Raw genomic sequence first — 12,963 nt, forward strand, 5'->3', positions numbered from 1 at the left:
GCCGGTGCGGGTGCGGGTGGCGTCACCGGGGCCGGCCGGGCCAACGGGGCCACCCCGTTGGCAGCGACGATCTCGCGCGCTGCTGCGATCAGGACCGGCGCACGCAGCGCCCCGATGCGCGGCACCACGCTCAACTCTTCCGGCGTGGCCGCAGCAATCGCTTCGGCGCTGTCGAATCCGTGAGATTTCAGCAGCGCGGCCAATGCCACGCCGACTCCGTTGACCTCGGTGGTCGCTGTCATGTCCTGTCCTTTCCTGCCCCTGCCGGCCCGCCAAATCCAGCGGTCGCCCGGGTTTTTTCAACACTGGCAGGCACCCTACAGGAAGCGATCAGAAGTGTATATACATTTGTTATACAAAAATGGCTGACCGCACCGCCCGGATCAGGCCCGCAGCTGTGCGCCCTGCCCGGTCTGGCGCGGCGGGAACGGCACCAGCCTTTGCTGATCCTCGTCCCACAGCTTCAGCCGCAGCGCCGCCACCGCCTCGGGGAACTTGATCCGTCGCGGCGCGAATTCCTCCGGCAGGCTGTAATGGCAGGCGCGCAGCCGATAGGACGGGATCCGCGCGTTGAAGTGGTGGATGTCATGCAGCGTGATGCAGGCGACCGCGTGGTCGAACCACCAGCCGAAATCCAGGCAGGACGAACCCTGGATCGCCGCCAGCTGCGGATCCAGATCCGGGCGCCGGTCCCAGTAGGTGTCTTCGAAATTGTGCTGCAGATAGACCAGGAACACCCCGATCATCCCGCCCAGCAGGCTGGCGCCCAGCCAGACCAGCACGCCGGTCCAGCCGAACAGCGCATAAAGCGTCGCGATATAGGCGATGACGACAAGGTTATGCGCCACCACCCCTTTCCAGCCGAATCGCAGCGTGTTCTTGGGCCAGCGGTAGCGCAGGAAATAGGTGAACAGCGCCCCCACCGGCAGCAGCACGAACGGGTTGCGGTACAGCCGATAGAACAGACGCTCGCGAAAGCCGGCGGCGTTCCATTCCTTCAGCGTCATGGTGTGAATTTCGCCGGTATCGCGGTGATCGAGATTGCCCAGATGACCGTGATGCAGGTTGTGATTCTGCTTCATCACCTCGAAGGGTGCAAAAGTGAAGGGCGACAGCACATGCCCCGCCACCTCGTTCTGAAGGCGGGTTTCGAACAGCGAATGATGCCCGGTGTCATGCTGCAGCACATATAGCCGCACGGCGGAAAACGCGTGCACCACTGCCATCGGCAGCAGGACATACCACAGGTGCACATAGGAGATCGCCAGGTAGAGCGAGGCGAAATACACCGCGAATGTCCCGAAGAAGCTGAGCCCGGCCAGGCGATTATCCTGTTTGGCGAATCGGCGAGTATGCGCGCGGAGGTTGAATTCCCCTGCCTGAGCGGTGGCCATGTCACCCTGCCCTGATCCTGGTTACCAATAGGCATATTCTCCACCACTCCGGGTGCAGATTCAACGGTCTACGCAAATCGGCGGCGTCTTCGTGCCACTGCCCTCCTGGGACCCTAGCGCCGCCGCCCCTCGGTATGCTTGCGCAGCTTTGACGGGCCGGGCTTGCGCTTGCGATCCTTATAGGGGTTCTTGTCGGCCTGCGAACGGAAGGTCAGGCGGATCGGCGTGCCCGGCATGCCGAAATCTTCGCGCAGCCCGTTGACCAGATAACGGGCATAGCTGTCGGGCAACTTGTCGGGATGCGAGCACATCACCACGAATCCCGGCGGCCGGGTCTTGGCCTGGGTCATATAGCGCAGCTTGATCCGCTTGCCCTGCGGTGCCGGCGGCGGATGCGCCTCGACCATGCCGGTCAGCCAGCGGTTCAGCTGCGCGGTGGGCACGCGGGCATTCCAGGTCTCGTAGGCGCGCATGATCGCATCATGCAGCCGGTCCAGCCCGCGGCCGGTCTTGGCCGAGACGGTGACCAGCGGCGCGCCTTTCAGCTGCGGCAGCAGCCGTTCGAACGCCTCTTTCAACGCGCCCAGCTTGCCCTGCCGGTCCTCTTCCACGTCCCATTTGTTGACCGCGACCACCACCGCGCGTCCCTCGCGCTCGGCCAGGTCGGCGATGCGCAGGTCCTGGCTTTCGAAGGGAATCGCGGCATCCAGCAGCACCACCACAACCTCGGCGAATTTCACCGCGCGCAACCCGTCGGCCACCGACAGCTTTTCCAGCTTTTCCTGCACCTTGGCCTTGCGACGCATACCGGCGGTGTCGAAGATCCGCATCGGCGTGCCCTGCCAGTCCAGGCGCAGGGAAATCGCGTCGCGGGTGATTCCCGCCTCCGGCCCGGTCAGCAGGCGATCTTCGCCCAGGATGCGGTTGATCAGCGTCGACTTGCCCGCATTGGGCCGGCCCACAACGGCCACCTGCAGCGGCTTGGCGGCGGTGGGCTGGGGAATCGCCGCATCCTCGGCCTCGTCCCCGTCCAGTTCGATATCGGTCTCGGGCGCGTCCTGTGCGGCGCGCTCGGCGAAGGCATCGGCCAGCGGCAACAGTTGCACGTAAAGGTCGTTCAGCCCCTCGCCATGTTCGGCGGAGAGGCGGATCGGCTCGCCAAGGCCCAGCCCGTAGGCGTCCAGCACGCCGGCATCGGCCGCCGCGCCCTCGGCCTTGTTGGCGGCCAGAATCACATGCGCCGAGCGCTTGCGCAGGATCTCGGCAAAGACTTGGTCGGTCGGGGTGATGCCGGCGCGCGCATCAACCATGAACAGGCAGATATCGGCCATGTCGACCGCCCGCTCGGTCAGCCGCCGCATCCGCCCCGGCAGGCTGTCATCATTGGCGTCTTCCAGCCCGGCGGTGTCGACCACGGTAAAGCGCAGATCGGCCAGCCGCGCATCGCCTTCGCGCAGGTCGCGGGTGACCCCGGGCTGATCATCGACCAGGGCCAGTCGTTTGCCGACGAGGCGGTTGAACAATGTGGACTTGCCCACATTGGGGCGGCCCACGATGGCGAGCGTGAATGACATGGCGGTACTTTTTCCGGATCCAGACTGCGGGTCTAGCGGATTTCGCGCCTAACGGAAAGCGTGCAATTCGCCTTCGGTCGACACCACGTACAACGTGCCATCCGCCACCACCGGCGCGGTGGTCGCCCCGTCCGGCACCGGGACCGAGGCGATCAGGCTGCCATCCTCGGGCGCGACAAAGCGCAGGAACCCGTCATTGGACGCGATGACCAGCTGTCCGCCCGCGACGATCGGGCCGTAATGGGCGACGATCTCGCCACGTTTGCGCGGCTTGTCCTTCAGATAGCCCGGCAGGTCCACCGCCCAGATCACCGACCCGTCGCCGCCATCCAGGCGCACCAGCTGGCTTTCCGAGGTGACGGCGAAGACGCTGCCGCCCACCGGCCAGACCGGCCCGACCGCCCCCTGGCGCGCGGTCCAGATCACGTCGCCGCTGCGGGCATCGACGGCCGAGGTGGTGCCCGAGTGATTCCCGGCATAAATGCGGTTGCCCGACACCATCGGGCTGCCGGTGATATCGCCGATGCGCGAGGCGACACGGCCGGTACGGCCCCCGGCCACGGTGGCACTCCAGCGCTGGAAGCCGCCGCGCCGGAAGGCGCCGATCAGCTCGCCCGAGCCAAAGGCAAAGACCACGAATTCCCCGGCGATCACCGGCGCCGGCGCCCCCAGCACATTGGCAACGCTGGGCGCCGCCTCGATCTGCCACCGGATGCGGCCATCATCGGTATCGACGGCCCACCCGGTGGAATCACCCGCCACCAGATAGACCAGCCCGTCACTGATCAGCGGCGTGCCGCTGCCGGTCGCGCCCAGCTTCTGGGTCCAGCGCACCGCGCCGCTGGTGGCGTCCAGCGCTGTCAGACGGCCAAACCCGGACGAGACATACAGCGTGCCCTTGTCATAGGCCATGCCGCCGCCGGTTGCCTGGTCTTCGTCATCGGTGACCGGGATCAGGTCGACGCTCCATGCCACCTGCCCGGCGGGGGTCACCGCGCTGACACGCGCGCCGCTGTCCAGCGTGTAAATCAGCCCGCCTGCAACCACCGGATCGGCGGTGATGCGCGCACGCCGGCCATCGCCGGCGCCGATATCGGCAGACCAGACCAGCTGCGGCGCCACGGTCAGCGCCGCGTTGTCCACGCGGTGCGAAGGCATGCCCGGCGCTTGCGCCCAGCTGGCGCTGCGCTGTGCCGAAGGCAGCCGGATCGGCCGGCTGACATTGTCGATCTCGTCGGGGGTCGGTTCCAGGCGGGTGCCGTCGATCTGGCCGCGGATCGCCTCGCGTTCACCGGGCAGGATCAATTCCTGCTCGGCACAGGCGGACAGAAGCAGAAGCGCACCGCCGGCAAGCGCAAGCCCCAGCCGGATTGGGAAAACGGTTGGAATCATGAAGTGCTGTCTGCCTCAGTCTTTTGTGCCGGCATGGTGCTGCCTCCCTGACGCCCGGTCCCGCATTATCCCTGCTGGCGCGGGCTCAGCTCGGGGGTTCCGCCGAGCGCCACAATCGCCTGCGTCGCGCGCTGTTGCAAGTCCGAGGTCGACTCGGCATCGGCAAGGATCGACTGAAAGCGGTCGATTGCCGCCTCGGTCTCGCCCTGTTCCAATTCGATCAGCGCCAGTTGCTCCTCGGCCAGCAGGCGCAGCGCCACGCCCGGCTGGGCCAGCGCCTCGAAACCGCTGCGCCGTTCATCGGCGGACAGGGTGTCGCTTTGCAGGGCCAGCGCCTTGAAGCTGGCAATCTGGCGGTAGATCAGCGGCAGATCGCCATCGGTGGCAATCCGGTTCAGCCCGGCCACTGCCGCCTCGACCTCGCCCGCCTCGGCCTGGGCGCCGGCGCGGACAAATTCCACGATCGCGCCGCCGCCCGGCGTCTGCGCGGTCACATCCGACAGTTGCTCGGCCCGCGCGCTGGCGTCGGGGGCATTCATCGCGGCGAGGATCTGGTCGCCCAGCGCCTCGGCCGCCGCGCGGTCCCGCGCCTTGCGATATTCGTTCCAGGCCGCTCCGCCGACGATCAGGACGATCACCACCCCCGCGATCCAGCCATAGCGGCGGAACAGCTGAAACAGGCGGTCCTTGCGGACTTCCTCGGTCACCTCATCGATGAAACTGTCGCTATTGCTCATGCGCCGCCCGGTCTCCCGCCGAAAATACCTTGCTTTTTAACCCGTTGCACCTTTGGTGCGGGGCAAGTCCCGGCCCGGATCCGGGCCGAATTGCCCCCTATTACCGTGCATGGCCGCACAAGCCAAGTGGGGGCCTGCGGGCATTTCGATGCACGCTTGCAGCGGTAACGCAAAAAAAATAAAATGAACTGGTTAGTTTAGTCAGCCCAGCACCTATATGACACGGGAAGCGTAAACCGGGCGTGAGACCGACCGCCCGAGCATCCGCAGTAAAGTTACAGAGGCCCAGATGCGAACGATCCCCGTCTTGACCGCAATCGTGGTTATGGTTGTCCTTTACCTCGCGGTGTTCCAGCGCGACGCGCTGCTGGGTTTTGCCCGTGGCGCCGATTCCGGGGTCGCGACCGAAACGGTCGACGGTGACGACGCTGCGCCGCAGGCCGAACCGGACAGCCGTGCGGTCGGGGTCGTGGCGCTGCGCTCCCGCGCGGAGGCGATCAATAACGCGGTCATCCTGCGCGGCCAGACCCAGGCCGCCCGCCAGGTCGATGTGCGGGCGGAAACCTCTGCCACGGTGATCTCCGAACCGCGCCGCAAGGGCACTTTCGTGAACAAGGGGGATCTGCTGTGCGAGCTGGATCCCGGCACCCGCGAGGCGGCGCTGGCCGAGGCGCGCGCGCGGCTGAACGAGGCGAAAAGCAAGCAGCCGGAAACCGCCGCCCGGCTGGAAGAGGCCCGCGCCCGGCTGGAAGAGGCGATGATCAACTACACCGCAACCAGCAAGCTCAGCGAAGATGGCTTTGCCTCGGAAACCAAGCTGAAATCGGCGATGGCCTCGGTCCGCTCGGCCGAGGCGGGAATCGCCGCGGCGGAATCGGGGCTGGAAACCGCCCAATCGGGCATTGAATCCGCCGCCGCCGCCGTGGCCGCCGCCGAGCGCGAGATCGACCGGCTGACCATCACCGCGCCGTTCGAAGGGCTGCTGGAATCGGATACCGCCGAATTGGGCAGCCTGATGCAGCCCGGCAGCCTCTGTGCGACTGTCATTCAGCTGGACCCGATCAAGCTGGTCGGGTTCGTCCCTGAAACCGAGGTGGACCGCGTCCAGGTCGGCGCCCAGGCCGGCGCCGAACTGGTCAGCGGCCGCCGGGTGACCGGTCAGGTTGTGTTTCTCAGCCGCTCGGCCGACCCGGTGACGCGCACCTTCCAGGTGGAAATCACCGTGCCCAACCCCGACCTGGCAATTCGTGACGGCCAGACCGCAACCATCGCGATCTCGGCCCAGGGCGCGCAGGCGCATAAGCTGCCGCAATCGGCCCTGACGCTGAACAACGAAGGCACGCTGGGCGTGCGCGTAGTGGATGGCGACAACAAGGTCGAGTTCCTGCCGGTCACGCTGTTGCGTGACGAAACCACCGGCGTCTGGGTATCCGGCCTGCCCGAGCAAAGCGACGTGATCGTCGTCGGGCAGGATTTCGTTACCGCCGGCGTCACCGTCGCGCCGACCTATCGCGAGGCCATCCAATGACCGGCATCGTCGACTGGGCCGCGTCCCGGGCGCGAATGGTCCTGGCCTTTATCGCGCTGTCGCTGATCATCGGCGGTTTCGCCTATTGGAGCCTGCCGAAAGAGGGCGAGCCGGATATCGAGATCCCGCTGCTGATCGCCTCGGTCCAGTTTCCCGGCATCTCGGCAGCCGATGCCGAATCGCTGCTGGTCAAGCCGATGGAGACCGAGCTGGCCGATATCGACGGCCTGAAGGAGATGACCTCGACCGCCGCCGAGAACTACGCCAATGTGGTGATGGAGTTCGAATTCGGCTGGGACAAGACCGCCACCATGGCCGATGTCCGCGACGCCCTGGGCGCGGCACAGGCGGATTTCCCCGACGGGGCCGAGCAATACACCATTTCCGAGATCAATTTCTCGGAATTTCCCATCGTCATCGTCAACCTGACCGGCGATGTCCCTGAACGCACCATGGCGCGGATCGCCAAGGATCTGCAGGACGACCTGGAATCGCTCGACGCGGTGCTGGAGGCCGGGATCGCCGGCAACCGCGACGAGATGCTGGAGGTGGTGATCGATCCGCTGCGGCTGGAGGCCTATAACGTCACCGCGGGCGAGCTGATCAACGTGGTGCAGAACAACAACCAGCTGATCGCCGCCGGCGAGGTGGAAACTGACCAGGGCACCTTTTCGGTCAAGATCCCCTCCTCGTTCGACGAACCGCGCGATGTCTACAGCCTGCCGGTCAAGGTCAATGGCGACCGGGTGGTGACGCTGGGCGATCTGGCCAAGATCAACCTGACCTTCGAAGACCGCACCGGCACCGCACGGTTCAACGGCGAAAACACCGTTGCGCTGCAGGTGGTCAAGCGCAAGGGCTATAACCTGATCGACACCGTCGCGCTGGTGAAACAGACGGTCGAGGCCGCCCGCAGCCAGTGGCCCGAAGAGTTGCAGACCGCGGTGCGCGTCGGCACCTCGAACGATCAGAGCCGGGTGGTCGGCTCGATGGTCAGCCAACTGGAAGGCTCGGTGCTGACCGCGGTTGCGCTGGTGATGATCGTGGTGCTGGCCGCCCTGGGCAGCCGCGCCGCGCTGCTGGTCGGCTTTGCCATTCCGACCTCGTTCCTGCTGTGTTTCGCCTTCCTGGCGCTGATGGAGATCTCGATTTCGAACATCGTCATGTTCGGGCTGATCCTGGCGGTCGGGATGCTGGTGGATGGCGCCATCGTGGTGGTCGAATATGCCGACAAGCGCATCAAGGAAGGCACCGGCCCGATGCATGCCTATGTCGAGGCGGCGCAGCGGATGTTCTGGCCGGTGGTCTCTTCCACCGCGACGACGCTCTGCGCCTTCCTGCCGATGCTGTTCTGGCCCGGTGTGCCGGGCGAGTTCATGGGCATGCTGCCGGTCACGCTGATCTTCGTGCTGTCCGCCTCGCTGGTGGTGGCGCTGGTCTATCTGCCGGTGATGGGCGGCGTCACCGGCCGCCTGTCGCGGATCTTTTCAAACCTGTCCGACGGCCTGCGTCAGCGCCTGCCCTGGGCCGCGCGCGCGGCGCTGGTGCCGCTCGCGCTATATGCCATGTTCCTGGGCGCGATGCAGGTGCTGAACCCGGCCTATCTGCTGCCCGCGGGCGCGGTGCCGGCGACGCTGGGCGCGTTGTTCGGCGCGCTGCTGTTCATCTTTGCCGCCTTCGCCGCCTCGGTCACCATGGGGGCGGCCAGCCTGGAACGCCCGCCCAGCCGGGTGCGCACCGGCAAGGGGCTGTCGCCCTTCGGCTGGGTGATCTGGGCCATCGCCGGCAATCCGGTGATGCCGGTGGTTGCCATCGGCACGGTGTTTGCCAGCGTCTTCTACATCGCCTTCGTGCTGTTCCCGCAGAATTCGCTGGGGGTGGAATTCTTCGTCGAATCCGAACCGGAACAGGCCACCGTCTATGTCCGCGCGCGGGGCAACCTGTCGCTGGCCGAATCCGACCGCATGGTGCGCCAGGTCGAAGAGGTGATCAGCGCCCACCCGGCGGTGATCAATGTCTTTGCCTTCGCCGGCGACGGCGGGCTGAACACCGGCGGGCCGGCCAATATGCAGCAACCGGCCGACACCATCGGCCAGGTACAGTTCGAGATCATCCCGTGGGAAGACCGGCCCAAGGTGGCGGAACCAATGCTGAACGGCCGTTTCAGCCACGAGGTCACCGCGCCGGATTTCGACGGCGACCGGGTGCTGGACCAGCTGGGCGCCGAATTGGCCAAGCTGCCCGGCTTCGAGGCCGAGATCCTGGCGCTGGAACAGGGGCCGGGGTCCGGCAAGCCGGTGCATCTGCGGCTGACCGGCGACGGCTGGGACGAGCTGAACCAGGCCGCCGCCCTCGCCCGGCAGCAATTCGAGGCCACGCCGGGCCTGATCCAGATCGAGGACAGCCGCCCGCTGCCCGGCATCGACTGGCAGATCGATGTCGATGTCGAAAAGGCCGGCCGCTTTGGCGCCGATGTGCTGACCGTGGGCGCGATGGTGCAGTTGGTCACCCGCGGCATCCTGCTCGACACCATGCGGGTGCCTTCCTCGGACGAAGAGATCGAGATCCGCGTGCGCCTGCCCGATGAAGACCGGCTGCTGTCGACGCTGGACACGCTGAAGGTGCGCACCCAGGACGGGCTGGTGCCGCTGGCCAATTTCGTCACCCGCGAACCGGTGAAGAAACGCGCCACCATCAGCCGGGTGGACCAGCAGCGGTTCTATGACGTCAAGGCCGATGTCGCGCCCGGCCTGCTGAAGATCGTCACCGGCACCCCGCGCAGCGGCGGTGAAACCCGGCTGGGGCTGGCCCGGCGGCCGTCCGAGGACACCCCCGGCAGCGCCCAGATGCTGACCGGCGCCGATGGCAACCCGCTTGAACTGATCTCGCTGGAGGACGGGCAAAGCCTCGACTCGCTGCGCGAGGCGCTGGATTCGGGCGAGGCGTATGTCACGCCGATCAATCCCAACGAACGGATCACGCTGCTGACGGAGTGGCTGAACACCAATCCGCTGCCCGCCAATATCGGCTGGCAATGGACCGGCGACCAGGAGGAACAGGCCGAAAGCCAGGCCTTCCTGTCCAGCGCCTTTCTCGGCGCGCTGGGGCTGATGTTCATCATCCTGCTGGCGCAGTTCAACAGCTTCTACAACTCGATCCTGGTGCTGCTGGCGGTGGTGCTGTCGACCACCGGCGTGCTGATCGGCATGATGGTGATGCAACAGCCCTTCTCGATCATCATGACCGGCACCGGCATCGTCGCCCTGGCCGGGATCGTGGTGAACAACAATATCGTGCTGATCGACACCTACCAGGAATTGCGTCGCTACATGCCGCCGATCGAGGCGATCATCCGCACCGCCGAAAGCCGCCTGCGCCCGGTGCTGCTGACCACGATCACCACCATGGCGGGCCTGACGCCGATGATGTTCGGCCTGTCGCTGGACTTCATCAATGGCGGCTATTCCATCGACAGCCCGACCTCGCTGTGGTGGAAACAGCTGGCCACCGCGGTGGTCTTCGGGCTGGGCATCGCCACGGTGCTGACGCTGATCGTGACGCCTTCGTTTCTGGCGCTGCGGATCTGGATCAGCACCTATGCCGCCTGGATCGGCCAGCTGCTGGCGCGGCTGACCTCGGGCCGCTCCAGCCGCATCGCCCGCGACATGCGCCTGCACCGGGCGGCACGCAAGCTGCCGGCCATCGAGATCCTGTGGGTGGAACCGGAGCCCGACGCGCCCGAAGCCGCCGAGGGTGAGGACCAGCAATTCGACCCGCGGAGCCCGGCGGGGATCCGCGCGGCGGAATAGCCGGGCGCGCCGCCCTCGGTTGGCCCGAGAAACACCGGCAGCGTTCAGGCCGCCTCTTCCTCGGCCTGCTGGCGGCTCCACAGCTGGGCATAGCGCCCGTCACGGGCCAGCAGAGCCTCGTGGCTGCCCTGCTCGAGGATGCGGCCCTGTTCCAGCACCACGATCTTGTCCGCCTCGGCGATGGTCGACAGCCGGTGCGCGATGGTGATCACCGTGCGCCCCTGCCCGGCCCGGTGCAGCGCCGCCTTGATCTCGTGCTCGGTATCGGTGTCCAGCGCGCTGGTGGCCTCGTCCAGCAGCAGGATCGGCGGGTCTTTCAACAGGGTGCGGGCGATGCCGACCCGCTGTTTCTCGCCGCCCGACAGTTTCAGCCCGCGTTCACCGACCTGGGTGTCATAGCCCTGCGGCAGGCTGGCGATGAAATCATGGATCTGCGCCTTGCGCGCCGCCGCCTCGATCTCGTCCTGGGTGGCGCCGTCGCGGCCATAGGCGATGTTATAGCGGATCGTGTCGTTGAACAGGACGGTGTCCTGCGGCACCACCCCGATGGCGGCATGCAGGCTGTCCTGGGTCACGTCGCGGATATCCTGCCCGTCGATGGTCAACCGGCCGCCGGTCACGTCATAGAAACGGAACAGCAACCGGCCGATGGTGGATTTGCCCGACCCGGTCGCGCCGACAATCGCCACCGACTGGCCCGCGCCCACATGCACCGAGATGCCTTTCAGGATCTCGCGTTCGGGCTCGTACCCGAAATGCACGTCTTCCAGCACCACTTCGGCGCCGTTGACCTTCAGCGGTTGCGCCTCGGGGCGGTCGGTGATCTCGGCGGGTTGCTCCAGCAGGTCGAACATGTCGCCCATGTCGATCAGGGCCTGCCGGATCTCGCGATAGACGGTGCCCAGGAAGTTCAGCGGAATGGTGATCTGGATCATATAGGCATTGACCATGACGAAATCGCCCACGGTCAGGGTTCCGGCCTGCACCCCGATGGCCGCCATCACCATCACCAGCACCAGGCCGATGGTGATCAGAACGGATTGGCCGAAATTCAGGAAGGCCAGCGAATAGGAGGTCTTCAGCGCCGCCGCCTCATAGCCCGCCATCGCCCGGTCATAGCGGGCGGCCTCGCGGTTTTCGGCGCCGAAATACTTCACCGTCTCGAAGTTCAGCAGGCTGTCGATGGCCTTCTGATTGGCATCGGTGTCCTGTTCGTTCATCACCCGGCGCAGCTTGACCCGCCATTCGGTGACCGAGAAGGTGAAGGCGATATACAGCCCCACGGTGACCGCCACCACCACCAGGTACCAGATGTCGAACAGCACGGCGAGGATGCCGGCGACCAGCATCAGTTCCAGGATCAGCGGCCCGATGCTCAGCAGCAGGAAGCGCAGCAGGAATTCGACCCCCTTGACCCCGCGCTCGATGATACGGCTCAGCCCGCCGGTCTTGCGCGCAATGTGATAGCGCAGCGAAAGCTGGTGGATATGGCGGAAGGTGGTCAGCGCCAGGCGCCGCAGCGCCCGCTGTGCCACCGGCGCGAACAGCGCGTCGCGCAATTGCTGAAAGCCGACATTCATCGCCCGCGCGGCGCCATAGGCCACGGTCAGCCCGATGGCGCCCAGCGCCAGCGGCGGCACGCCTTCATTGGCCAGGCCGTCGACCGCGCCCTTGTACAGCACCGGCACGTAAACCGCGATCAGCTTGCTGATCAGCAGCGCCGCCAGCGCCAGCACCACGCGCAGCTTCAGCCCCGGATTGTCCCGGGGCCACAGATAGGGCGCGGCTTTGCGAATGGTGCGCATCCCCGAGCGGCGTGCCGCCCGGGCCGCATCGGGTTCTGGCTGAGACATATGGCTTCCTCGATATCCGCAACCACATAGGGTCTTGGCGCGGGGAAAACCAGACCACAACGCAGGGGTGCGGATCAGTCCGGGATGGTGAAGATCTGGCCGGGATAGATCAGGTCGGGGTCGCGGATGCGGTCGCGGTTGGCCTCGAAGACACGGACATAGAGGATGCCGTCGCCATAACGTTCGCGCGAGATCGCCCACAGGGTATCGCCGCGCTGTACCGTCACCGCCCGAACCAGGGTGGATTGGCCGGGGGTTTCGTCGCGGCCCGGCGGGTTCAGCACCTCGGGCGCCTCGCGTTTGAACGGTGTCTCCATCCGGCTCAGCACCTCGCCCTCGGCGCTCAGCTCGTCCAGCCTGAGGATATAGACTCCGGGTTCGACCCCTTCCAGCCGGCCTTCCCAGCGCCCTTCGTCATCGGTGCTGAGATCCGCGACCGCCTTGTTGTCGAGATAGACACGCACCGCCGACAGGCGCTGCGCCCGGCCGCTGATCAGCACCTCGCCGGTTTCGGCATAGCTGATCGTGTCCAGCGCGATTTGCGCCATCGCATCGGGGCGTTCGGGATTGGCCGGTTGCAGCAATTCGACCCCGCGCGGCCCGGCGCGCAGCACCGTGACCGGCGCAGCGGTCGGCCCGCTATCCGGGGTGGCGCCGGGTGCGGTGACCGCGGCCT

At 66.4% G+C, this 12,963-nt stretch carries 9 protein-coding genes; 2 read left to right on the forward strand and 7 right to left on the reverse strand.

Annotation, left to right across the window (positions count from 1 at the left end; translation table 11 throughout):
- The 5 genes from CVM52_RS19295 to CVM52_RS19315 all read right to left on the reverse strand — a co-directional run.
- The coding region (locus CVM52_RS19295) for a helix-hairpin-helix domain-containing protein (RefSeq protein WP_240621007.1) at positions 1–242 on the reverse strand (242 nt) is incomplete at its 3' end.
- A 141-nt stretch (positions 243–383) separates the two neighbouring features.
- Complete coding sequence (locus CVM52_RS19300; RefSeq protein WP_100164064.1) at positions 384–1,394, reverse strand: fatty acid desaturase; 1,011 nt, start codon at positions 1,392–1,394, stop codon at positions 384–386.
- Positions 1,395–1,507: 113 nt separating this feature from the next.
- Positions 1,508–2,968, reverse strand: a complete 1,461-nt coding sequence (gene der / locus CVM52_RS19305; RefSeq protein ID WP_100164065.1) for a ribosome biogenesis GTPase Der — start codon at positions 2,966–2,968, stop codon at positions 1,508–1,510.
- Between the two features lie 48 nt (positions 2,969–3,016).
- Positions 3,017–4,360: an outer membrane protein assembly factor BamB family protein gene (locus tag CVM52_RS19310; protein ID WP_100164066.1), complete on the reverse strand. Its 1,344-nt coding sequence runs from the start codon at positions 4,358–4,360 to the stop codon at positions 3,017–3,019.
- A gap of 65 nt (positions 4,361–4,425) precedes the next feature.
- A complete protein-coding gene (locus CVM52_RS19315) occupies positions 4,426–5,097 on the reverse strand; it encodes a tetratricopeptide repeat protein (protein WP_100164067.1) in 672 nt (223 codons plus the stop codon).
- 289 nt (positions 5,098–5,386) lie between these two features.
- Between CVM52_RS19315 and CVM52_RS19320 the strand changes: the two genes are divergently transcribed.
- Positions 5,387–6,625: an efflux RND transporter periplasmic adaptor subunit gene (locus tag CVM52_RS19320; RefSeq protein WP_100164068.1), complete on the forward strand. Its 1,239-nt coding sequence runs from the start codon at positions 5,387–5,389 to the stop codon at positions 6,623–6,625.
- Positions 6,622–10,434, forward strand: coding sequence for an efflux RND transporter permease subunit (locus CVM52_RS19325; protein ID WP_100164069.1), 3,813 nt, complete (start codon positions 6,622–6,624; stop codon positions 10,432–10,434). The genes CVM52_RS19320 and CVM52_RS19325 overlap by 4 nt, the downstream gene beginning before the upstream one ends.
- 44 nt (positions 10,435–10,478) lie before the next feature.
- On the opposite strand, the gene CVM52_RS19330 is transcribed toward CVM52_RS19325, so the two are convergent.
- Together CVM52_RS19330 and CVM52_RS19335 are read right to left on the reverse strand one after the other, a co-directional pair.
- Complete coding sequence (locus CVM52_RS19330) at positions 10,479–12,287, reverse strand: ABCB family ABC transporter ATP-binding protein/permease (protein ID WP_100164070.1); 1,809 nt, start codon at positions 12,285–12,287, stop codon at positions 10,479–10,481.
- Between the two features lie 74 nt (positions 12,288–12,361).
- Positions 12,362–12,963, reverse strand: a 602-nt coding sequence (locus tag CVM52_RS19335) for a LysM peptidoglycan-binding domain-containing protein (RefSeq protein ID WP_133119902.1), incomplete at its 5' end; no start/stop codon positions are given.

The sequence above is a fragment of the Pseudooceanicola lipolyticus genome (genome assembly GCF_002786325.1).
GTDB classification, from domain to species: domain Bacteria; phylum Pseudomonadota; class Alphaproteobacteria; order Rhodobacterales; family Rhodobacteraceae; genus Pseudooceanicola_C; species Pseudooceanicola_C lipolyticus.